The following is a 21567-nucleotide window of genomic DNA, read 5'->3' on the forward strand; positions in this document are numbered from 1 at the left end:
TCAGCGGCGTCCTCTCCCTCTGTCGTCGACCCGTGCCGGGTGCCTGAGAGATTCGGCGCCCTGATCAGGCGCCTTTCCCCATGGGCGGGTGACCAGAAGTCACCACTTTCCAGAGGCATCGTGGCCATGAGCGGTCCGGGTGCCTGAGAGGTTGACGGAGAGGTATTGCTCCTTCGGCGTCCGTGACTGGCGGCCACGAAACTCTCCCGCACAAGGGCGATGCAGGCTCGATTCTAGCCGTGCGCAGGACCGCGGGCGTACCAACGGGCAGGTGTCGGCGTCAGCCGATCTTGCGGTCGCGGCTCTTGCGCCGCGAGGCGAGCTCATCTTCGGGCGAGGCGATCGACTCGCCGCCGTCGGCACGCTCGCCGGGGAAGTCCGCGATCGCGCCGGAAAGCTCACGCATCGCACCGCTGACGGCGATGCCGAACACGCCCTGGCCGCCCTGCAACAGGTCGACCACCTCTTCGGCCGAGGTGCACTCGTACACCGTGGTGCCGTCGGAGAACAGGGTGATGTTGGCCAGATCCTGCACACCGCGCTGCCGCAGATGGTCGACGGCCACCCGGATGTTGTGCAGCGAGATGCCGGTATCGAGCAGACGCTTGACGATCTTGAGGACCAGAATGTCCTTGAACGAGTACAGCCGCTGGCTGCCGGAGCCTGCCGCGCCACGAATCGACGGGACCACCAGTGAGGTGCGGGCCCAGTAGTCGAGCTGGCGGTAGGTGATACCGGCGATCTGGCAGGCGCTCGGCCCGCGGTAGCCCACGAGTTCGTCGGGCACCGAGTTGTCGGGGAACAATCCGGCCTGCACCGGCTCGCTCACCGGACGCAGCGCGCTGTCGTCCTCGAAGCGGCCCGCGGAGTCGGAAAGGCCCGCGCCAGCAAGATCCAGCTGTCCCTGACGTGGCTGCTCGTCCACGATGTTCCTCTCGCCGTTCGAACCATGGCCCGCTGACCATTCCGCACCGCGTAAGCCCTGCGTCCGAGTGGTACGAGCATACGCTTGTCGACGGGCGGTCGTGCTCGTCGTCGTCATCAAAGTATGGCCGCCGCCGGGCATGCTCCCCGGCATCCGGCGCGCGTGTCGAACCCGTGCAGACCTAGATGAGACGCATCCGTGATCTTGACCGGCAGCCCGTCTACCCGCTCAGGTCGCCTTGAAATCATCCGGGGAGACGCTGTCGAGAAACTCCTTGAACTTCTCGACCTCGTCTTCGCGCACGGCTCCGGTGGACTCCTCGTCGCCCTCGTCGGGAATCAGCAGGCCCGCTTCGGCGAGGACCGACTCCTCGACGTAGATCGGCACGCCCATCCGCAGCGCGATCGCCACCGAGTCCGACGGGCGCGCCGAGACCTTGATATCGCGGTCGAAGATCAGGTCGGCGTAGAACGTGCCCTCCTGAAGATCCACGATCCGCACCTCCTTGAGCGAATGTCCAAGGGCGGCAATGAGATCTCGGATCAGGTCGTGGGTGAGCGGCCGGGCCGGCTCGACCCCCTGCTGTTCCAGAGCGATGGCGGTGGCCTCCGACTGGCCGATCCAGATGGGCAGGTAACGGTCACCGTTGGATTCGCGGAGCAGCAGAACCGGCTGGTTCTGGGGCTGCTCAACGCGAATCCCGACCACACGAACCTCACCCATTTGTGTCTGACCTCCGAGCTGGTTGTGCCGTCGGTTGCGAGTCTAATCCTCAGCGATCCAGAACGTCGCGTACAGCTGACTTGATCAGCGAGGTGTGCAGTGTGATCGCCAGGGCCGCCACCTCGCGGGCGAGGTCGTCGGCACGGTCGCGCGCCCCGGTCTTGCCCGCCTTGCCCACCGGGCCGGCGATCTGGGCGATCAGATCCGACTGGCGGTCGGCGGCAGAGCGGAACGCACGCAGGTGGCGCGGCTCCACACCGTAGTCGCCGAGCGCCCGCGCGCACTGGACGATCACCACCGCATGCTCGTCGAAGAAGCCGCCCGGGCCGGTGGTGATCACCCCGGCTTTGCACAGGGCGGTCAAGAGACCGTCGTCCCCGCCGGAGCGCGCCAGGACGTCCTCGCGGCTCAGCCGCGCCTGAGCGCGTGTCACCGCGGCTGCACCGTCGGCGCCGGCCTGCTCGGACACCTGCACCAAACGCGGTACGCCGTAAGGGGATCCGGCTGGCGGCAATTCGCCGTCGGGTGACGCGTCGAGCTGTTCCTTGATGACCTTCAGCGGCAGGTAGTGATCACGCTGGGCGGTCAGGATGAACCGCAACCTCGCACAGTCGTACGCGGTGAACCGCCGATACCCCGACCCGCTGCGCTGTGGCGTGACGAGGCCCTCGGCTTCCAAGAACCGGATCTTGGAGATCGTCACGTCCGGGAAGTCCGGTCGTAGCAGGTCCAGGACCGCTCCGATAGACATCCCGGCAAGCGCGGGAGTATCGGGGGCGGTCACTAGCTTCCTGGACCGCCTTCGTCGTCGGCCGGCTTGGGGCCGGTCAGGAAGACCAGGCGGAACTTGCCGATCTGGACTTCGTCGCCGTTGGCCAGCGTCGCCGAATCGACCGGCTCGCGGTTGACGTAGGTGCCGTTGAGGCTGCCGACGTCGACGACCTGGAATTCGTTGCCGTCCAACCGGAACTCGGCATGCCGGCGGCTGACTGTCACGTCGTCGAGGAAGATGTCGGAGTCGGGGTGCCGTCCGGCCGAGGTGGTCGGCTGGTCGAGCAGGAATCGCGAGCCCGCGTTGGGGCCACGCTTGACGACCAGCAGTGCGGAACCGACCGGGAGGCCTTCCACCCCGGACACCCCGCTGTCGCTGCCTGAGCTCGCCGGGGCATCCAGCTCGTTGAGGAAGTCGGCGCGGAAGACGGATGTCGTCTCCACGGTGACTTCCTCAGACACCTGGTCTGCCCCGGAGTTCTGGTCCTTGTCCGTCACCCGCTGCTCCTCACTGGCTGCCGTGGCGATACCTGGCGGGCAGTTCCACCAGGCGCCCGTCCGCCTTCATCATCACTTCCGTCGACCGTACCGCGCGGTGGTCGACGATGTGCCCACCACCGCCGGATCGGTGGCTGGCAGGCACCCTAACAAGCATTATTCCGTGACTGTGCCCCGATAGGCGTCCGCATCGAGCAGCGCCGCTAACCCCTGTTCGAGGGTATCGCCGTCGACCTCGAGGTCCAACAGCCACCCCTGCCCGTAGGGGTCGGAGTTCACCAGTGCCGGGTCGGCGTCCAGATCGCCGTTGACGGCAATTACTTTCGCCGTCACCGGCGCGAAGAGGTCCGACACCGACTTGGTGGACTCGACCTCGCCGAACGCTTCACCTGCGGTGACCGCGGTGCCGACGTCGGGCAGCTGCACGAAGACCACGTCCCCCAGCGAGGACTGGGCGAAGTCGGTGATCCCGACCCGCACGACGCGGTCACCGGTGACACGCACCCATTCATGCTCGGGGGTGTAGCGCAGGTCGGCTGGGATTTCGCTCACAGTGCTCCTTCGAGAACGCTCATTTGACGGGCTGAGCGTATTGGCGCGCTTTCGGTTGCCGCAAGGTGGTGATGTCCACACGGCTGGTCTGAGACACCGTCATGGTCCCGCCGACCCGCTCGACACTGTCGACAGCGCCGCCGGGAATGTTCATCGCCGCGGCCAGCGTTGGCGGATCGCCAATGGCCAGAACGGAATACGGCGGGCTCAGCGTGAGGTCGTCGATCTGCAGCGCGCCGGGTGTCCCAATCACCCATGTGTCGACCCCCACACGGACCGCCTGCTGGCCGGCGCGGATCTCCATGGCCTCGGCGCCGGCGGCGCGCAGTTCGTTGATGACGTCGAGCATGGTTTCCGGCGCCACGCCCGGCCCCGGGTCGTTGATGGTGATGCTCACACCCGGGCCGGTGGCCGCGACTGTGCCGATCAGGATCGATAGGGCGGCCAGCCTGGACTGGGCGTTCTGGATCGCGGCCTGATCACTGCTGCCCGCGGCTTGCATGGCGGCCAGGTTGCGCTGAAGTTCGGTCACCTCGGTGTTCAGCGCGGCTTCGCGCTGCTGCAGCGAGTCGAGCAGCACCAGCAGGTCGGCCGGGCGGGCGGTCTCCAGCCCGTCGCCGGACTCGGTCTGGCGGACCTGGGTGACGATCGCGATGCCCAGCACCAGGCACAGCACCACGCCCAGCACTCCGAACACGACCTGTGAGCGGGTGCGCCGCGGTTGCCCCTCGGTCATCTCAGGCTCCGAACAACCTGCGCCGCAAGGCCGCGGCGTTGCCGAAGATGCGGATACCGAGCACCACGATGATGGCCGTGGACAGCTGGGTGCCTACCCCGAGCTGGTCACCGACGTAGACGATCAGCGCGGCCACCAGGACGTTGAACACGAACGAGATCACGAACACCTTGGCGTCGAAGATCTTCTCCAAGTACGCCCGAAGTCCGCCGAAGACGGCGTCGAGTGCCGCCACGACGGCGATCGGCAGGTAGGGCTGGATGACTTCGGGGACGCTCGGATGGAACACCAGGCCCAGCACGATGCCGACGACGAGTGCCGCGATTCCGATCATGTCTGCCTCATATTCCCCGTGTCGCTCCGCTCCTGCCCGCCGAGCCAGCTCCTGATTCCTAGGGCCCGATCTGCTTGGCAAATTTAATCTCCCGGACCGGACCCGCGGGTAACGACAGGCCGTCGCCGCTGCTGACTCTGACACCCACCCCGTAGGAGGCCTCGAGTAGCCGCAGCCGCTGCAGCCCCGAACTGCGTTCGAAGGTGTCCCGCATGGTGTTCGGCGGGCCAATCGCCAGGATCGTGTACGGGCTGGCGATGGGATGGTTGTCCACCAGGATCGCACCGCCGGCCTGCCGGATGGTCACATTGGGCCCGATCCGCACCCCGCCCACCGAAATCGCTTCTGCCCCACTGGCCCACAATGCGTTCACCACCAGCTGCAGGTCCCGGTCGAGGATGACCTGGCGGCTGCCGGGGACGCGTTGTTTAGAGACGTCGGTCAGGTCGCGCCCTACATTCGGGTCGTTCAGCGTGATGTCGAGGCCGGGCCCGATCACCGGGGTGGTCCCCGCGGACAGGCTCAGCCGGTCCAGACCGCTCAGCAGTTCGCGGCCGGTGGCGTCGTCCCGGAGTTCTCTGCGTTGGATGTCGTCGGCCTGGGCGGCCAGCGCGTCGCGTCGCCGGGTCAGCCCATCGGTGTTGCCTTCGGCCGTGCGAACACTGGCGGCCAGCACCTGCTGGGCCGCGCTGACACCGGGCGCCGTCGAGCGGGCCTGGGCCACCGCGGCTGCGAACACCACCGCGATCAGCACCGCGGCCAGCGCCTGCCACAGCCGGTCGGCGACGGGTGTGCGGGGTTCGCCGTCGCTGCGGCGTGCGGCCGCGGCGGCATAGCCGGGGTCGAGGTGGTTGGTGAGCAGGGACCGCAGCAGCGACGGCAGCGGAATGCGGGCGGCATGGTCGATCTCGCTGGGGGGCAGGCCCGCCTGGGGGTCGTACCCGCCGAGCGCGGGGTCAGCTTGTGCGGGCATCGCGGACGGTGTCGAGTCGCGGCAGCGTGCGGACGACGAGGCGTACCTGAACGAGGTAGAGCACCGCCGACCACAGATACATCCCCATGCCCCAGATGACGAAGCCCCAGCCGATCGCGCCGATCACCCGACTCCACGTCGCGTCCCACTGACCCAGCAGCACCAGTGGGAATCCGGACATCAGGGCGAACGTGGCGGCCTTGCCGATATAGGTCACCGGCAGTGCGGCCAGCCCGCGCCGGCGCACCACCGGCAGGGTGGCGGCCAGCACGGCGTCGCGGCCGACGAGGGTGCCGACCACCCACCACGGGACGATGCCGGACAACCCCAGCCCCACCGGGACGGCGAGCATGTAGATCCGGTCGACCAGCGGGTCCAGGAGCGCGCCCAGCCGGGAGGACTGGTTGTCGACGAGCCGGGCGATCTTGCCGTCGGCCCAGTCGGAGAACCCGCTGAACATCAGGATCGCCACCGCCCAGCCATAGGCGTGGGTCACCAGCAGCAGGTACAGGAAGACCGGAACCAGGACGAGGCGGATGACCGACAGCACGTTCGGGATGGTCAGCACCCGGTCGCCGGGCGGCTCCATGTCTACCGGAACACCCCGGGCAGGCTCAGCGCCGAGAGCGTGTCGTCGTTGAGCGGATTGTCGTGGACCATGTACGTCCACGTCGAGGTGGGCCGGGCCAGCTTGGAGAGATCCAGACCCTGCTCTTCTTCGAGGACGTTGGCCGTCTCGAAGGTCTGCTGCGCGGCTTCGATCGCGTCGGCGGCCAGATTCCCGAACGCGTCGACCGCCATCCGGTGGAATTCGTCGAGCGGGTTCTGCCGTCCGAGGGCGCGCAGGTGAATGCTCTCCCGGATATCGGACAGGTAGGCCAGGTGGTCGGCCCAGCCGCGGTCGAGGTGGAACAGCATGATGTCGCGGCAGATCTTCTCCAGCGTCTCCTCGGACACCTTGTCCGCGAGCGCCTCGTACCGGTCCGGCGAGAGCTCGCGGAGCTCCTCGCGGGCCGCGGCCGTGCTCAGTATCGTGTTGCGCCGCTCGACGATGATGGAGCGCTGCTGGGCGATCAGCTGGTTGTAGCGCCAGGTGTTGGCGTGCACGTCGAGCAGACGGCCTTCGGCCACCCGCTGGGCGTGGTCGAGCAGTGAGGCGGCCTTCGGGCTTGAGATGCGCCCGGTGTCATCGGTGTCCAGCGGCAGCTTGGCGCGCTCGACATGAGCGGTGACGACGTCGTCCTCCCAGCTGGCGAAGAACGCGGTGGAACCCGGGTCGCCCTGGCGGCCGGCACGGCCACGCAGCTGGTTGTCCAGCCGCTCGGTGTTGTGCCTGCCGGTGCCGATGACATGCAGGCCGCCGAGGTCGGCCACCTTGTCATGGTCGGCCTCGTCGGACCCGCCGAGCCGGATGTCGGTGCCGCGGCCGGCCATCTGGGTGGAGACCGTCACCGCGCCGAGCTTGCCCGCCTCGGCGATGACGGCGGCTTCCTCTTCGTCGTTCTTGGCGTTGAGGACCACCGCCGGAACGCCCCGGCGGACCAGCCGCTCGTAGAGTTCCTCGGATTCGGCGACGTCGTGGGTCCCGACCAGGATCGGCTGGCCGGTGGCATGCACCTCGATGATGTGCTCGATGACGGCCTCGATCTTGGCCGCCGTGGTGATGTACACCCGGTCGGGCTGATCCTCGCGAACGTTCGGGGTGTTCGGCGGGATCGGTGAGACGCCCAGCTTGTAGAACTGGCGCAGCTGCTCACCGGCGGCCAGCGCGGTACCGGTCATCCCGCACACCGTCGGATAGCGGTTGATCAGCGCCTGCACCGTGATGGTGTCGAGTACCTCGCCGGTCTCGGTGGTCTCGATGCCCTCTTTGGCCTCCACGGCTGCCTGCAGACCGTCCGGCCAGCGCTGCAGCTGGGCGATGCGCCCGCGGGAGGAGTTGATCAGCTGCACCGCGCCGTTGCGCACGATGTAGTGGACGTCGCGCTGCAGCAGCACATGTGCGTGCAGGGCGACGTTGACCTCCGTCAGGACGGTGCCGACGTGCTCCTCGGAGTACAGGTCGATACCGCCGAGGGCCTTCTCCAGCTTCTGCGCGCCCGCCTCGGTGAGGTGGACGTTGCGGCTGTCCTCGTCGGTGTCGAAATCCTGGCCCGCCTGCAGCTCGCCGACCAGCCGCACGATGTCCAGCTTCGGCGTCTCGCGGTGCGTCGTCCCGGCAAGCACCAGCGGGACGAGGGCCTCGTCGACGAGCACCGAGTCGGCCTCGTCAATCAGCGCCACGTCGGGGTTGGGTGACACGAGATCGGCGACGTCGGTGACCAGCTGGTCGCGCAGCACGTCGAAGCCGATCTCGTTGACCGAGGCGTAGGTGACGTCGCACGCATAGGCGGCGCGGCGCTCCTGCGCGGTGGAGTCCTCGGTGATCCAGCCGACGGTCAGGCCCATGGCCTCGATCAGCGGCCCCATCCATTCGGCGTCGCGGCGGGCCAGATAGTCGTTGATGGTGACGACGTGCACGTTGCGCCCGGCCAGCGCATACCCCGCGGCGGCGATGGCACCCGAGAGCGTCTTGCCCTCACCGGTGGCCATCTCGACGACGTCACCGGCCATCATCCGCAGCGCGCCGAGCAGCTGGACGTCAAAGGGCCGCAGCCCGGTCGCGCGCTCGGCAGCCTCCCTGGCGATGGCCAGGAACTGCGGGATGTCGACCGAGGCGGCGAGGTCGCCGAGTTCGAGTAGCTCGGCGGCCTTGCGCAGCTGCTCGTCGTCGAGTCCCTTGGCCTTGTCGTCGAACTCGGCCGAGGCGTCCACCTCGGCCATCGACTCGGCCTTCGTCTTTTCCGTGCTCGCCCCGAGCAGGCGCCAAAAGCCGCGGCTGAGGCGGTTCGGCCCGGCCGTGGTGGTCTTGCTTCTCTTCGCCACGGGTCAACGGTACCGGCGGCCCACGTCGACGGGTGTCGGCACAGGCATGTTTTGCGTCGGGCTACGTCACCTACGGGTCGTCCGAGGTAGGTTCGCCGCAGATCGGAGCGAGGTGATAACGAGTGGACACGTCGACATTCAGGCCGTCGCTGGACTGGGGCGATGAGTTCTACCGCTCGCTGTGGTGGTTAGCCGAGGTGTTCGCCCTCACGGCTCCGTGCCTGGTGCTCGCGCTGTTCCTGTTGGGACGGTTCACCGAGTGGGGACGCCAGTACTGGCGCATCACCGGTGCGTACTTCACCGGTAAGAGCAGCCTGTTGAACTGGGGACTGTTGGCCCTGATGCTGGCGTCAACGATCGTGTCGGTGCGGATCAACGTGTTGCTGAGCTACCAGGTCAATGATCTGTTCAACGCGCTGCAGGTGGCCTTCGAGGATCCCGCCAACGACTCAGGGGTGCACGGATTCTGGACGACGATGGTGGTGTTCACCGTGTTGGCCGTCCTGCATGTGCTGCGCTATCTGGCAGATCTGTATCTGACTCAGCGGTTCATAATGCGCTGGCGAATCTGGTTGAGTCACAATGTAATTGATGACTGGTTAGGCGAAGGGGCATACTTCAGAAGCCAGTTCTCACGTGAGCCGGTCGACAACCCGGACCAGCGGATTCAGCAGGATGTCGACACCTTCACCACCGGAGTCGGCGGCCAATCGAACGTACCGGCGTACGGCTCGGGGCAGACCTTGCTTTTCGGCGCTGTGTGGTCGGTGCTGTCGGTGTTCTCTTTCGGGACCATCCTCTGGCAGCTGTCCGGCCCGCTGCAGCTGTGGAATGTCACCGTTCCGCGGGCTCTTTTCTGGATCGTGCTGCTGTACGTGCTGATCGGCACCATTGTGTCGTTCACCATCGGCAGGCCAATGATCCGGCTCAGCTATCTCAACGAGTTGCGGAACGCCGGATTCCGCTACGCGTTGGTTCGGGTTCGCGACGCCAGTGCCGCGATCGGTCTGTACAAGGGTGAACAGACGGAGCGAGGAATACTGAGTGGTCGGCTGCAGTCAGTCATGGACAACTACCGGGGCTGGCTGAACAGGATGATCGTCTTCACCGGATGGAACCTGTCGATGAGCCAGGCGATCAATCCGCTGCCCTACATTGTCCAGGCGCAGCGGTTGTTCGCCAGGGAGATCTCGTTCGGCGGCGTCATGCAGTCGGCGACCGCCTTTCACATGATCCACGATTCGCTGTCCTTCTTTCGCAACGCCTACGACTCATTCGCTAGTTTCCGCGGCGCGACGATCAGGTTGAACGGTCTACTCGAAGCCAACCATCGTGCCCGGGCCCTGACCCCGGCACCGATCGGCGACTCACTCGACGATGCAGTGGACGTGCGTGATCTCGACGTGCGGACCCCGGGCGGTCGACACTTGGTCAACAACCTCGACTTCCACCTCGAACCGGGCGAGTCCCTGCTGATCACCGGCGCGTCAGGCATCGGCAAGACGGTGCTTGTGCAGAGCATCGCAGGGTTGTGGCCGTTTCGGTCAGGCACGGTGACGCTCCCGGGCGGCCAGTCTGCGACCATGTTCGTCCCCCAGCTTCCCTATCTGCCGCTGGGAAGTCTGCGAGCCGTAGTGAGCTACCCACGCGACGAAGGTGCAGTCGGTGACCGCCAGATCCAAGAGGTCCTGTCAATGGTTGCCCTCTCGCAGCTGGTGCTGCACGTCGGCGAAGAACGGGACTGGGCCAAAACACTGTCGGTGGGTGAGCAACAGCGGTTGGCGTTCGCGCGCGTTCTGCTGACCCGGCCCAAGGCAGTGTTCTTGGACGAATCGACATCGGCAATGGACGAGGGTCTCGAGCTGATGCTCTATCAGAAGCTCCGCGATGAGCTGCCGGCAACGATCATCGTCAGCATCAGCCACCGCGCCACCATCGAGCAGTTTCACGGCCGGCGCCTTGAGTTGCTCGGTGACGGCGATTGGCGACTCGACAGAGTGGGCGCTTCGACATAGTGCCTCCAGCGCTCTGTTCTTAAGTTCTTAACCAGTCGCGGTACCTTGCCGGGATGGAGATGTTCACCCCAGCGATGAACTGGGGCGCCGAGCTTGTGCCGTCCCTTCTCTGGATCGTCAAAGCGTGGGCTATCGCTGCGGTCAGCACCCTGGCGATTCTGACGGCGATCATGCGGTTCACCGTGTGGGGCCGCCAGTTCTGGCGGATCACCGGGGCTTACTTCACCGGCCGCAGCAGCATCGGGGTCTGGCTGTGGCTGGCGTTGTTGTTACTGCTGGTGATCGCCGGTGTGCGGCTCGACGTGCTGTTCAGTTACCAGGGCAACGACATGTTCACCGCCTTCCAGGCGGTGGCGGCCGGAGTTGGTGGCGGCAACGAAGCGGTTAAGGAGTCCGGGGCGCACGGATTCTGGATGTCAATTCTGGTGTTCTCGGTGCTGGCCGCCATCCACGTGGTGCGCGTCATGGTCGACCTGTTCCTGATGCAGCGCTTCATGCTTGCCTGGCGGGCCTGGCTGACCGATCGGCTGACCGGCGACTGGCTGGACGGGCGGGCCTACTACCGCTCGCGCTTCATCGACGACACGATCGATAATCCAGACCAGCGGATCCAGTACGACATCGATATCTTCACCGCCGGCGTAGGCCCACTGCCCAATACGCCCAACAACACCACGACGGCGACCCTGCTTTTCGGTGCGGTGTCCTCGATTACCTCGATGATTTCGTTCACGGCGATTCTGTGGAACCTCTCGGGCACATTGGTGATATTCGGCGTCAGTATCCCCAAGGCGATGTTCTTCATCGGGCTGACTTATGTCTTCATCGCGACGATCGTGGTGTTCTGGATCGGCCGTCCGATCATTCGGTTGGCATTCGACAATGAGAAGTACAACGCCGCCTTCCGTTACGCGCTGGTCCGGCTGCGGGATGCATCCGAGGCGGTCGCCTTCTATCGGGGTGAGGTCGCCGAGCGGACGGGTCTGCGGCAGTTGTTCGTGCCCGTCGTATCCAATTACAAGCGGTACGTCAGCAGGATGATGGGATTTTACGGCTGGAACCTGTCGGTCAGTCAGATCATCGTTCCGCTGCCGTATCTGCTTCAGTTCCCGCGGTTTCTTGCCGGCGAAATACGGCTGGGTGATCTGTCGCAGAGCGCGTCGGCTTTCGGCAGCATTCAGAACGGGCTGTCCTTCTTCCGCAATGCTTACGACCAGTTCGCCGGCTACCGCGCCGCCATCATCCGCCTGCACGGCTTGGTCATCGCCAACGAGGAAGCCCGGGCCCTGCCCGAGTTGGTGAAGGAGGATTGCATAGACGGGACCGTTCAGTTCAACAAAGTCGAAGTGCGTACCCCCGACGGCCAGCAGCTGGTCGATCCGATCGATCTGCACCTGGCACCCGGCGAAACGCTGGTGATCAAGGGCCAATCCGGTACTGGAAAGACCACACTATTGCGGAGCCTGGCGCAAATGTGGCCGTACGCCTCCGGGGAGATGAAGTGCCCGGGCGGCGACAACGCGACGATGTTCTTGTCCCAGATGCCCTATGTGCCCCTCGGCGATCTGCGGGCGGTGGTCTCGTATCCGAACGAGGAAGGCACCGTCGACGACACGCAGCTGCGTCGGGTACTCGAGCAGGTCGCGCTGCCCCACCTCATCGAACGGCTTGACGAAGTCCAGGACTGGGCCAAGGTGTTATCCCCGGGCGAGCAGCAGCGCATCGCATTCGCCCGAATCTTGCTGACCAAACCCAAAGCGGTCTTCCTCGACGAGTCCACCTCGGCTCTTGATGAGGGGTTGGAGTTGATGCTCTACAACCTGGTCCGGTCCGATCTACCCAACATGATCCTGGTCAGCGTGAGCCACCGGAGCTCGGTCGACAAACATCACAGCAAGCATCTCGAACTTCTGGGTGAAGGCAGGTGGCGGCTCGGGCGGGTCGAGGGTAGCGAACCGGCCAGGGTCTGATCTGACGCCGAGGAGTCACTCCCGTGGAGATGTACAAGCCCTCGTTGGACTGGAGCAACGAGATCCCGAACTCGCTGCTGTGGGCCGCCAAGGCGTGGGCGATCAGCGCGGTGGTCGCGGTCCTCGTGCTGGTACTGCTGGCCCGCTACACGGTCTGGGGCCGGCAGTTCTGGCGGATCACCGGGGGCTACTTCCGCGGGCGCTCCAGCTGGAAGGTGTGGGCCTGGCTGGGTGTGCTGCTGTTCTCCACGATGATCGCGGTACGCCTCGACGTGCTGCTGAGCTACTACAGCAACGACCTCTACTCGTCGCTTCAGGTGGCATTCGAGGGCGCCGGCGCCGGTAACACGGCGGTCCGCGACTCGGGGGTCAACGGATTCTGGCTTGCCATAGTGACTTTCGCGCTGATCGCGACGGTTTACATCAGCAGGCAGATCGTCGACATCTACCTCATGCAGCGGTTCATCATCCGCTGGCGGGTGTGGCTGACCGACCGGCTCACCGGCGACTGGCTCGGCCAGGAGGCCTACTACCGCGGCCGGTTCATCGAGAAGCCGATCGACAACCCCGATCAGCGCATCCAGATGGATATCGACGTCTTCACCACATGCACTGGCGCAGAGACCAATACGCCCACCGTCGGCACGTCGACCACGCTGCTGTTCGGTGCGATCAACTCGTTGGTGTCGGTGGTGTCGTTCACCCCCATCCTATGGAATCTGTCCGGCCCGCTGACCTTCTTCGGCTTCACCCTGGGCCACGCGCTGTTCTGGCTGGTGCTGGCCTACGTCGCGGTGGCCACCGTCATCGCGTTCTGGATCGGCAAGCCGCTGATCCTGCTGAGCTTCCGCAACGAGCTGACCAATGCCGCGTTCCGCTACGCCCTGGTGCGGTTGCGCGACGCCGCCGAGGCGATCGGGTTCTACCGCGGCGAGACCGCCGAACGAACCATCCTGGGCTCGCGGTTCTCCGCGATCATCGCCAACTACCGGGCCTTCGTGGTGCGCAGTCTCTACCTTCTGGGCTGGAACCAGACGATGAGCCAGATCATCACGCCGCTGCCGCTGGTGGTCCAGGCGCCCCGGTTGTTCGCCGGGCAGATCACCTTCGGCGATGTCACCCAGTCCTCGAGCGCGTTCCTCAACATCCATGACTCGTTGGCCTTCTTCCGCAGCGTCTACGACTCGTTCGCCGCCTACCGGGCCACCATCATCCGACTTGACGGACTGGTCGACGCCAACGAACATGCGCGCGAACTACCACGTTTGAACGCGCGGGAAAGTCTCGACGGCACAGTCGAATTGCGCGAGGTGCAGGTGTGCCGCCCCAACGGCGACGTCCTGATCGACGGTCTCGACCTTCGACTGGAGCCGGGTGAGGCGCTGGTCATCACGGGGCCGTCCGGGTGCGGCCGCACCACGCTGCTGCGCAGCATCGCCCGGTTGTGGCCATACAGTTCGGGCACCGTGTGCCAGCCGGCTGGGGCGCAGACGATGTTCCTGTCCCAGGTTCCCTACGTCCCGCTCGGCGACCTGCGTGCGGTGCTGACCTATCCGGCGGTGGAGGCCAGCATTCCCGACGAGCAACTAGTAGCCGCGCTCGACGACGTGGCACTGGGGCACCTGGGCACCAGGCTCGACGAGGGGCAGGACTGGGCGAAGGTGCTCTCCCCCGGTGAGCAACAACGCATCGCCTTCGCCCGCGTCCTGCTGACCGAACCCAAGGCGGTGTTCCTCGACGAGGCGACCTCGGCGGTCGACGAGGGCCAGGAATATGCGCTGTACCGGCTGTTGCGCAGCCGGTTGCCGGACTGCATCGTGGTGTCGGTGACCCACCGCAGCACCGTCGAACAGCATCATCAGCACCACTTGCGACTGCTCGGCGGCGGGGCCTGGGAAATCGACCGCAGGGCCGACCCGGTGGGTGTCTGAAGCTCAGCGCCGCAACGGTTTACAGTGCGCGGGTGAGGGCGAAATCATCGCCGCGGGTGGCGACGCCGAAGGCATGCGGCGCGGCGAAATGGGCGGGCATCAGCACGGCGTCGCGTTCGACGGCGGCCTCCAGAAGAGACCGGCGGCTGGCCGCCGACAGCTGACTGTCGGCGCAGAAAGCACTATTCCAGTCGGGCCGGTACACCTGTAAGGCCGAGTGCATCGAGTCGCCGGAGAACACGGCGCTTCCTCGCGAACCGCTGAGCCAGCCGATGCTGTGCCCCGGGGTGTGGCCGGGACACAGCTCCAGCCGCAGGTGGTCGTCGACGTCGACGCCCTCGCCGTCCCACAACTCCACCATGTCGCGGTCGAACACGGGCTTGACGGAATCCTCGAAGACGAAGCCGTTGAAGCCTGTTGCGCTCTCCTGCTCCGTCGCCGGTCTCCAGAACTCGTACTCACGCCTGTTGATGTAGTAGCGCGCATTCGGGAAAGTCGGCACCCACTGCCCGTCGACCAGCGTCGTGTTCCAGCCCACGTGATCGGCGTGCAGATGGGTGCACACCACGGCGTCGACCTCGTCGGGGGTGATGCCTGCGGCCAGCAGCTGCTGCAGCCAGTCGGTGTCGAGCATGCCGATGTTGGGCGGGTTGCGCTGCTTGTGATTGCCATTGCAGGTGTCGACCAGGATCGTCTTCTGCGGTGTGCGCACAGCCCAGGTGTGCATGCTGAGCAGAATGCTGTCCGATTCGGGCACCAGCAGTTGGGCCATGGTGTCGGGACCCAGGTCGGCAAGACCCTCCGCGTCGAATGCGGGGATCAGCAGACCGGCGGGCACCGCCATCCCGTAGCTCTCCTCGATGCGTGCGACGGTGACGCCGCCGAGGTCGATCACGCTGTGGCCCACTGCTTTTCAGGCCGTTGCGCGCCGGGCGGCGTGCGCTCCGGCGCGCCTGCCGAAGAATGAGCCTTCCCCGAGCTGGGTGCCGCTGGAGTAGCCCTTGCCGTCCTGGGCGATGTTGGAGGCGCACGCGCCGGCGGCATACAGGCCCGCAACCACGCTGCCGTCGGCACGCTCGACCTCGCCGTCGACGGTGGTGGCCAGCCCGCCCATCGTGAAACCGGAATACATCGCCCGGCCCAGCGACAGGTCGAACACCGCGTATGGACCGCTGTCCTGAGCGGCCAGGTATTCGGGTTGCTTGTGGAAGTCCGGGTCCTCACCCTTGGCGGCGAACTCGTTGTAGCGCGCCAGGGTTGCCGCCAGGTTGCCGGCCGGGATCCCCAGGGCGGTCTCGATCTCCTCGATCGTCTCGTATCCGTCGAGGAACTTGATCAGCGGCATTGCCGGCATCTCGGTGTGGGCTTCGTCGACGATGAGATAGGCCACCTGCTCAGGCTGCTCCAGGACGAAGGCAGACGTGCGCGAGTGGTAGGAATCCTCGGTGACGAACCGCTTGCCTTGCGCGTTGACGATCACGCCGGTCAGCAGGATCTCCGGCGGGTAGGCGGCGGCGGTGATGAACTTCTCGTCCATGAATTTCGCTGCACCACCGACGGATTCGCCCAACTTGATGCCGAGGCCGTCGTCGTTGGGATTGCCCAGGATGTACGGCGCGACGAGGCCGTGGTGCTTGGTCTTGCGGGGCTGGCCGAGTTCGGGAGTGTGGGCGGCCACCATGTCGGGGTTCATCACGAATCCACCGGCGGCGATCACCACCGCCTTGGCCTTGATCGCCCCGGTCTCGGTGAAGCGCTTCCACCGCACGCCGACCACGGCGCCGTCATCGACGACGAGGTTGGTGGCACCGGTCTCGTAGCGCACCTGCACGCCCAACTCGTCGGCCCGCTTGACCAGCAGGTCGATCACCATCGATGCACCGCCGAGTTCACCGGGCACCGGGACCGAGTGTCCGCGCGGTGCCGGTGTGGCCTGCTCGCAGTACGGCCACACCTTCTCGTTGCCGGTGTAGGACAGCCCTTCGGTGCCCGGCGGGACGACCACTTTGCCCGGGTAGAAGCTGCGCTCGAATTCGAAGCCGAGGTCCTCGAGCCAGTCGAAGTGTTCGACGCTGCCATCGGAGTAGGCGCGGATCTTGTCGAGTTCGGGGTCACGCGACACTGCGACGAGGTACTTGTACATCTCCTCGGCGGTGTCGGGATGTCCGGTGGCGATTTGAACGGCGGTGCCGCCGCCGAGGTAGAAGTGTCCGCCGGCCATCGAGGTGGTTCCGCCGGCGGCGGCGGCCTTCTCCAGAACCAGCACCCGCGCGCCCTGCGCGGCGGCGGCCACGGCGGCGCATCCCCCGCCGATACCGAAGCCGAGAACCAGTACGTCGACGTCGTCGGACCACTCGGTCACCTCGGAGGCGTTGACGGTCGCGGGAATGTCGAGGCCACTCATTGCTGCTGCTCCTGTTTCACATGGTCGAAGAACGCCTTGATTTCCGTTGGGATGTAGGCGATTTCCAGGTAGGGCACCCCGGCCGCGGCGGCGGACAGGTAGGCGAACTTCATGCCGCCGGCCATCTCGCCCTGCGCGACGACGGTCGAGGCAGCGGCGGCCTGCGTCAGGGCCGCGTCGAAGTCGTCGGCTTCCACGCAGATGTGGTGCAGACCGGGTCCGCACTCGGCGAGAAATTCGGTGTAGATGCTGTCGCCACCGGTCGGCGCGATGATCTCCAGCTGGGTGTCCCCCGCGTAGCTCAGCGAGATGTCGGCCCGGTAGTCGGCCGGTTCACCGCGGTGGACGCAGGTGTCCGGGCCGAAGTGCACGTCGGGCATCCGGAACCACTTCTTGGCGCCGAGCAGCGCGGACAGCGTCGCCTCGGTGGCGCCGAGATCGTCGGTTACCCAGGCAATCTGGACAGGTGTCTGGTTTGTCATCGCTACGAGGATATCGCCGCGCCGCCCACATGGCTAGAACGTGTTCTAGTTCGGCGTCGCGCCGCCGAGGAGGTCGACGACGAGCCGGATCTGATGGTCGAACAGCGCATCGGTGTCGGCGAAGGTGTCCGCACCGTACTGGCCGAAGACTTCGAGGCAGATCGCACCCACGACGGCGCCCCACACCGTGGTGCACCGCACCATCAATGAATCGTCGCCGGGAAAGTCGAACTCGGCCCGGAGTCTTTGCAGGTCTGCCGAAAGTGGCTGTGCGACATGGTCATCGGTGCGCCCTATCGCGTCGGCGACCACACCCTTGCCGACCGCGTCGAACAGTGCGCCGACCACCCGGGTGCCGGGGCCGATGGTCAGCTCCGGTGGTGCGTGGTAGCCCGGCACCGGGCTGCCGTAGAGCAGTGCCCAGCACGCCGGCTGCTCCAGCGCCCACCCGCGCATCGCGTGGGCGATGGCCGCCACCTCGGCCCGCCAGTCACCCTCTGCCGTCTCGCGGGCCCGCTCGACGCGCTCGGCCAGCTCGGAGTACGTGGCCACCAGCAACAGGGTGAGCAGTTCGTCACGGCTGGCGACGTAGCGGTAGACCGCCGAGGATGCCATGCCCAGATCGCGCGCGATGGCCCGCACCGATAATCCGGCGGCCCCCTCGGTGACGAGCTGTCGGCGCGCGAGCTCGAGGATCTGTGCCTCGATCCGCTGCCGGGACTCCAGTCGCTTGCCCATCCGGACAGTCTGACACGAAAAGAGATCACTGCTCTTGTTTTTCTGGAGGTGGCGTGCCACGCTAGAACGAGAGCACTGCTCACACTTTGATCCGAGGAGGTCCAATGTCCATCCACTACGACCAGCCCACCATGGTTGCCCGCTGCTTCAACACCGTCATCCGGCACCTCGCTGAACTCGGCGTCAGCGTCGCCGGCACCCGCGCCCTGCGGGTGCGAGGCCGGACCACTGGCGTCATGCGCCCCGTCGTCGTCAACGTCCTGCGCGTCGACGGCGTCGACTACGTGGTCTCACCGCGCGGGAACACCCAATGGGCGCGCAATGCGCGGGCGGCCGGCGTTGTCGAAGTCGGCCCGCGCTGGCGGCGCCGGACGGTAGCGGTGACCGAGGTCGCCGACACGGCCAAACCGGCATTGCTGCAGCGGTATCTGGACCGGTGGTACTGGGAGGTCAAGGGGCATATCGCCGGGTTGACCCCGACGTCGCCCCTCGAGGAGATGCGGACGGCGGCGCCGTTGATCCCGGTGTTCGCGCTGGCACGGGCATAACTGCTACGCGAGACTGAACTGACGCAGCGACAGTGCGGTGTTTCTGCGTCAGATCACTCTCGCGAAGCGGCCGCCGTCACCCCTGCTGCTGGGAGGCGGCGATGTTCACGACGCCACCGACGTCCTCGCGGACCTGCTGGCCGGTGGCCTGCCAGGACACCGCGGCGGGCAGCGCACCCCAGGTGCTGTTGAACAGCCCCACGATCACGGCCTTGTTGTTGTCGACCAGCATGTAGACCGGCCCGCCGGAGTCACCCTTCTTGCTGACCACACCGTTGTTCATGGTGAACCAGCCGTTGTTGACCCGCTCGATGGACCCGCAGCTCTCGCCGGTGATGACGCCGAAATGGCACACCGGCTGTCCGACCGCCATCGGCGGGGCCGGATCGGCGACCAGCTGGCGGCCACCGGGAAGGAAGTTGTTGACCGTGACGTCGGCGGCCAGTCCGATGGTCTCGTAATCGGAGATCACCTCGTCGGTCCGGACCACCGAGCCGTCGGGGGTGTTGTCCCGGAACGTCGAGACCATGCCGATGAATCGGCCGTCTTTGTCGGTGACCGGCCCGCTGCCGCGGCAGTGCCCGGCCGAGAACGCGATTCGCTGGACCGGGTCGACATAGCCCAGGGTGCAGACATTGCTGTCCTGGTGGATTTCCATGCCGGGGTAGACGACGACGCCGGGCTCGGCTTGCGCCGCGGGGGCGACAGTCGAGCACAGCGCCGCGGCCAACGCCGCGGCGACGGCATATCGCAGAGGTAAGCGGGCCACCTTACTCCCCGATCGCTCGGCGACCCGTCAACGACGCGGTCGCAATAGTGTGTCGACTTTGTATCGGCGTAGCCCGCCGATCGTTACCAACGCACTATTGCGTACCCGCGTCGTTCCCGCAGGAATCCCGATTAAGGGATGGTGACGACCTGCCCGATGTTGATCAGGTCAGGGTTGGCGATGCCGCTGGCCGCGGCGATCTCCGGGTAGCGGTTGCCATCGCCGTAGAAGCGCTCGGCGATCGCGAACAAGGTGTCACCAGCCACGACGGTGTAGGTGCGCGGCTCGGGAGCCGGCGGCGGGGGCGGCGGGGTGGTCTCCTCGACGGCCACCGGAGCGACCTCGACGACCTCTTCCTCGACCGCGGGCGGCGGCGGGGCGTCGGTCTCGGTGCGCGACGACCAGGCCGGCCCGTCAGCGGCGTAGAGCACGACGTTGCGGTCGTCCTGGACGACCAGCTTCACGCTCTTCTTGCCCTTGGTGTCGGTGTGCCACACCGGCTTGTCAGCGGTGTAGAGCACGAAGTTGCCGTCGGTCTGCACCTCGGCGCGCACGATGTCCTGGCCGTTGGTGCCGGTCGCCCAGACCGATTCGCCGCGAGCGGCGAGCACGAGGTTGCCGTCCTCCTGCAGGGTCAGGGTGTAGGCCCCGTTGGGCGAGGTGAGCGAATCGCCCTTGCCCAGCTGCTGTCCTTCGGTGAGTGTGTCTCCCACGAAATTTTCCTCCTGTAAGCCGCCCTCTTCTTGGGCGCGCGCACGAAGCCTACTGAGGAAACGCGACGTCGTGGTGGGTTGTGATCAAGACGACGGTAAACACACAGGGAACGGCAATCTAAGCAAACCCAAACCGCTGATCTACGAGTCGAACCCGAGCCCGAAGCGGTCCAGGGTGCGCAGGAAGACGTTGCGTTTGCCCGCATTGTGATCGGCCCGGTCCAGCGACCACTTGGTGGTCTGAATTCCGATGCTGGCGATCGGTTCCGGCGGGAACGGCAACGGCTTGCGGTTGACCATCTCCAACTCGGTGCGCTCGGTCGGGCGACCGCTCAGCAAGTCCAGGCAGACGTCGGCGGCGAACCGGGCGGCGCCCACACCGAGACCGGTGAACCCGTTGACGTAGGCGATGCGCCCGCGGCCGGCCAGCCCCCAGTGCGCGCAGAACCGGGTGTTGGTGTCGATCGCTCCGGCCCAGCGGTGGGTGAACTTGACGTCCTCGAGCTGCGGGAAGGTGATGAAGAAGTGCGCCGCGAGCCGGCGGTAGGTCTCGGGCCGGTCCTCGTACATCGGGTCAACCCGCCGGCCGTAGTGGTAGACCGCGTCGTAGCCGCCCCACACGATCCGGTTGTCGGCCGACAGCCGGTAGTAGTGGAACTGGTTGGAACTGTCGCCAATCCCGGGGCGTGAACGCCAGCCGATGCTGTCCAGTTGAGACTCCGACAGCGGCTCGGTCGCCAGCACGTAGTCGTATACCGGCACGGTGTAGAGCCGGTTGCGGCGCAGCAGGCTCGGGAACACGTTGGTGGCCAACACAACCTGGTCGGCGGTGATCGCCCCGCCGCGGGTGCTCACCCGCACCGACGAGCGTTCGCGCTCCACCGATACGGCGGGGGTGTGCTCGAAGATCTGCACACCGTGTTCGGTGGCCGCCCGGGCCAGCTCGAACACCAGTCGCGCCGGATGCACGATCGCGCAGGTCTGCGCGGCGAACAGCCCGCCCAGGTAGGTCGGCGAGGCGACCTCGGCGCGCACCGCGGCTTCGTCGAGGAACTGGCCGTCGCCGTCCTGCGCCGACTCCTTGAGCCAGTGGACCTGGTGCGGTTCGGTGGCCACTGTCAGCATGCCGGTGCGTTCCCAGTCCACCTTCATGCCGTGCGCCTCGATATCGGCTTGCATGCCGTCGAGGTTGGCCAGCCCCAGTTCCTCGAGACGGTCGAATTCGTCAGGCCAGCGCGACTTTCCGTTCTCCGCGCCATGGGTGATGCTGGCCTCGACGAAACCGCCATTGCGGCCGGAGGCTGCCCAGCCGACCCGCTCGGCCTCGATGAGGACGACCCGGGCGCCGGGGTTGCGCTCGGCGGCGTGCAGCGCCGTCCACAGCCCGGCGTAGCCGCCGCCGACCACCAGCAGGTCACAGCTCAGCGCGCCGGGCAGCGGCGGGTACTCCGGCCTGGGGATGTCCAGCCACATCGAGCCGAAGGCGGCGGAGCCCAGCGAGCGCGCGATCAGTTCAGGATTGACATGCCGGTCAAAAACGGTCTGCACCTGGCCATGGTG

General features: G+C 66.3%; 21 protein-coding genes and 2 riboswitches. Of the genes, 4 read left to right on the top strand and 17 right to left on the bottom strand.

Annotation, left to right across the window (positions count from 1 at the left end; genetic code table 11):
• Nucleotides 1–9: 9 nt before the first annotated feature.
• Nucleotides 10–121, bottom strand: a riboswitch (glycine riboswitch).
• Nucleotides 122–219: riboswitch (glycine riboswitch) on the bottom strand.
• A 61-nt stretch (nt 220–280) separates the two neighbouring features.
• The 10 genes from OG976_RS01140 to secA2 all read right to left on the bottom strand — a co-directional run bounded on the left by OG976_RS01140 (nt 281) and on the right by secA2 (nt 8437).
• Nucleotides 281–925, bottom strand: a complete 645-nt coding sequence (locus OG976_RS01140) for a MerR family transcriptional regulator (RefSeq protein ID WP_442930402.1) — start codon at nt 923–925, stop codon at nt 281–283.
• Between the two features lie 228 nt (nt 926–1153).
• Nucleotides 1154–1648: a bifunctional nuclease family protein gene (locus OG976_RS01145; RefSeq protein WP_328356756.1), complete on the bottom strand. Its 495-nt coding sequence runs from the start codon at nt 1646–1648 to the stop codon at nt 1154–1156.
• Nucleotides 1649–1697: 49 nt separating this feature from the next.
• Nucleotides 1698–2432 (bottom strand): transcriptional regulator FtsR, encoded by a 735-nt coding sequence (gene ftsR, locus OG976_RS01150; protein WP_328356759.1) that lies wholly within the window; start codon nt 2430–2432, stop codon nt 1698–1700.
• Nucleotides 2432–2917, bottom strand: coding sequence for a glycogen accumulation regulator GarA (gene garA, locus OG976_RS01155; protein ID WP_328356762.1), 486 nt, complete (start codon nt 2915–2917; stop codon nt 2432–2434). The genes ftsR and garA overlap by 1 nt, the downstream gene beginning before the upstream one ends.
• A gap of 156 nt (nt 2918–3073) precedes the next feature.
• On the bottom strand, nt 3074–3469 hold the full coding sequence (gene gcvH, locus OG976_RS01160) for a glycine cleavage system protein GcvH (RefSeq protein ID WP_328356765.1): 396 nt from the start codon (nt 3467–3469) through the stop codon (nt 3074–3076).
• Between the two features lie 19 nt (nt 3470–3488).
• A complete protein-coding gene (locus tag OG976_RS01165; protein ID WP_328356768.1) occupies nt 3489–4205 on the bottom strand; it encodes a DUF881 domain-containing protein in 717 nt (238 codons plus the stop codon).
• A gap of 1 nt (nt 4206) precedes the next feature.
• Nucleotides 4207–4539: a small basic family protein gene (locus OG976_RS01170; RefSeq protein WP_059019068.1), complete on the bottom strand. Its 333-nt coding sequence runs from the start codon at nt 4537–4539 to the stop codon at nt 4207–4209.
• 58 nt (nt 4540–4597) lie between these two features.
• Nucleotides 4598–5512, bottom strand: coding sequence for a DUF881 domain-containing protein (locus tag OG976_RS01175; protein ID WP_328356777.1), 915 nt, complete (start codon nt 5510–5512; stop codon nt 4598–4600).
• A complete protein-coding gene (locus tag OG976_RS01180; RefSeq protein ID WP_328356780.1) occupies nt 5496–6101 on the bottom strand; it encodes a CDP-alcohol phosphatidyltransferase family protein in 606 nt (201 codons plus the stop codon). The genes OG976_RS01175 and OG976_RS01180 overlap by 17 nt, the downstream gene beginning before the upstream one ends.
• A gap of 2 nt (nt 6102–6103) precedes the next feature.
• Nucleotides 6104–8437 (bottom strand): accessory Sec system translocase SecA2, encoded by a 2334-nt coding sequence (secA2, locus tag OG976_RS01185; RefSeq protein ID WP_328356783.1) that lies wholly within the window; start codon nt 8435–8437, stop codon nt 6104–6106.
• Nucleotides 8438–8559: 122 nt separating this feature from the next.
• Between secA2 and OG976_RS01190 the strand changes: the two genes are divergently transcribed.
• The 3 genes from OG976_RS01190 to OG976_RS01200 are packed head-to-tail and all read left to right on the top strand — an operon-like array spanning nt 8560 to nt 14353.
• Nucleotides 8560–10452, top strand: a complete 1893-nt coding sequence (locus OG976_RS01190) for an ABC transporter ATP-binding protein/permease (protein WP_328356785.1) — start codon at nt 8560–8562, stop codon at nt 10450–10452.
• A gap of 53 nt (nt 10453–10505) precedes the next feature.
• Nucleotides 10506–12422: an ABC transporter ATP-binding protein/permease gene (locus OG976_RS01195; RefSeq protein ID WP_328356787.1), complete on the top strand. Its 1917-nt coding sequence runs from the start codon at nt 10506–10508 to the stop codon at nt 12420–12422.
• 29 nt (nt 12423–12451) lie between these two features.
• Nucleotides 12452–14353, top strand: a complete 1902-nt coding sequence (locus tag OG976_RS01200) for an ABC transporter ATP-binding protein/permease (RefSeq protein WP_328363020.1) — start codon at nt 12452–12454, stop codon at nt 14351–14353.
• 19 nt (nt 14354–14372) lie between these two features.
• Here OG976_RS01200 and OG976_RS01205 read toward each other — a convergent pair whose 3' ends face one another.
• Genes OG976_RS01205 through OG976_RS01220 form a run of 4 tightly spaced genes read right to left on the bottom strand, consistent with a single transcriptional unit; the run spans nt 14373 to nt 17977 of the window.
• Entirely contained in the window at nt 14373–15248 is an 876-nt protein-coding gene (locus OG976_RS01205; protein WP_328356789.1) for an MBL fold metallo-hydrolase, read from the bottom strand.
• A gap of 18 nt (nt 15249–15266) precedes the next feature.
• Nucleotides 15267–16757: an FAD-binding protein gene (locus tag OG976_RS01210; protein ID WP_328356792.1), complete on the bottom strand. Its 1491-nt coding sequence runs from the start codon at nt 16755–16757 to the stop codon at nt 15267–15269.
• Entirely contained in the window at nt 16754–17239 is a 486-nt protein-coding gene (locus OG976_RS01215; RefSeq protein ID WP_328356795.1) for a VOC family protein, read from the bottom strand. The genes OG976_RS01210 and OG976_RS01215 overlap by 4 nt, the downstream gene beginning before the upstream one ends.
• Nucleotides 17240–17284: 45 nt before the next feature.
• The gene (locus OG976_RS01220) at nt 17285–17977 is read right to left on the bottom strand and encodes a TetR/AcrR family transcriptional regulator (protein WP_328356798.1); all 693 of its coding nucleotides are present in this window, start codon (nt 17975–17977) and stop codon (nt 17285–17287) included.
• A gap of 104 nt (nt 17978–18081) precedes the next feature.
• Here OG976_RS01220 and OG976_RS01225 point away from each other — a divergent pair, with 104 nt between their 5' ends.
• Nucleotides 18082–18525 (top strand): nitroreductase family deazaflavin-dependent oxidoreductase, encoded by a 444-nt coding sequence (locus OG976_RS01225; protein WP_328356801.1) that lies wholly within the window; start codon nt 18082–18084, stop codon nt 18523–18525.
• A gap of 76 nt (nt 18526–18601) precedes the next feature.
• On the opposite strand, the gene OG976_RS01230 is transcribed toward OG976_RS01225, so the two are convergent.
• The 3 genes from OG976_RS01230 to OG976_RS01240 all read right to left on the bottom strand — a co-directional run bounded on the left by OG976_RS01230 (nt 18602) and on the right by OG976_RS01240 (nt 21555).
• Nucleotides 18602–19294, bottom strand: a complete 693-nt coding sequence (locus OG976_RS01230; protein WP_442930403.1) for an Rv1815 family serine proteinase — start codon at nt 19292–19294, stop codon at nt 18602–18604.
• Nucleotides 19295–19425: 131 nt separating this feature from the next.
• A complete protein-coding gene (locus OG976_RS01235; RefSeq protein ID WP_328356804.1) occupies nt 19426–20007 on the bottom strand; it encodes a LysM peptidoglycan-binding domain-containing protein in 582 nt (193 codons plus the stop codon).
• 141 nt (nt 20008–20148) lie between these two features.
• A complete protein-coding gene (locus tag OG976_RS01240) occupies nt 20149–21555 on the bottom strand; it encodes an NAD(P)/FAD-dependent oxidoreductase (protein ID WP_328356806.1) in 1407 nt (468 codons plus the stop codon).
• Between the last annotated feature and the right edge of the window lie 12 nt (nt 21556–21567).

The sequence above is a fragment of the Mycobacterium sp. NBC_00419 genome, assembly GCF_036023875.1.
Classification (GTDB): domain Bacteria; phylum Actinomycetota; class Actinomycetes; order Mycobacteriales; family Mycobacteriaceae; genus Mycobacterium.

What these genes read in the sequence shown, in the direction of transcription:
- OG976_RS01175 (WP_328356777.1), bottom strand. Translation starts at nt 5,512, where the DNA reads ATGCCCGCACAAGCTGACCCCGCGCTCGGCGGGTACGACCCCCAGGCG.
- OG976_RS01170 (WP_059019068.1), bottom strand. Translation starts at nt 4,539, where the DNA reads ATGATCGGAATCGCGGCACTCGTCGTCGGCATCGTGCTGGGCCTGGTG.
- OG976_RS01145 (WP_328356756.1), bottom strand. Translation starts at nt 1,648, where the DNA reads ATGGGTGAGGTTCGTGTGGTCGGGATTCGCGTTGAGCAGCCCCAGAAC.
- OG976_RS01215 (WP_328356795.1), bottom strand. Translation starts at nt 17,239, where the DNA reads ATGACAAACCAGACACCTGTCCAGATTGCCTGGGTAACCGACGATCTC.
- OG976_RS01225 (WP_328356801.1), top strand. Translation starts at nt 18,082, where the DNA reads ATGTCCATCCACTACGACCAGCCCACCATGGTTGCCCGCTGCTTCAAC.
- OG976_RS01195 (WP_328356787.1), top strand. Translation starts at nt 10,506, where the DNA reads ATGGAGATGTTCACCCCAGCGATGAACTGGGGCGCCGAGCTTGTGCCG.
- OG976_RS01220 (WP_328356798.1), bottom strand. Translation starts at nt 17,977, where the DNA reads ATGGGCAAGCGACTGGAGTCCCGGCAGCGGATCGAGGCACAGATCCTC.
- OG976_RS01180 (WP_328356780.1), bottom strand. Translation starts at nt 6,101, where the DNA reads ATGGAGCCGCCCGGCGACCGGGTGCTGACCATCCCGAACGTGCTGTCG.
- OG976_RS01210 (WP_328356792.1), bottom strand. Translation starts at nt 16,757, where the DNA reads ATGAGTGGCCTCGACATTCCCGCGACCGTCAACGCCTCCGAGGTGACC.
- OG976_RS01200 (WP_328363020.1), top strand. Translation starts at nt 12,452, where the DNA reads ATGTACAAGCCCTCGTTGGACTGGAGCAACGAGATCCCGAACTCGCTG.
- OG976_RS01165 (WP_328356768.1), bottom strand. Translation starts at nt 4,205, where the DNA reads ATGACCGAGGGGCAACCGCGGCGCACCCGCTCACAGGTCGTGTTCGGA.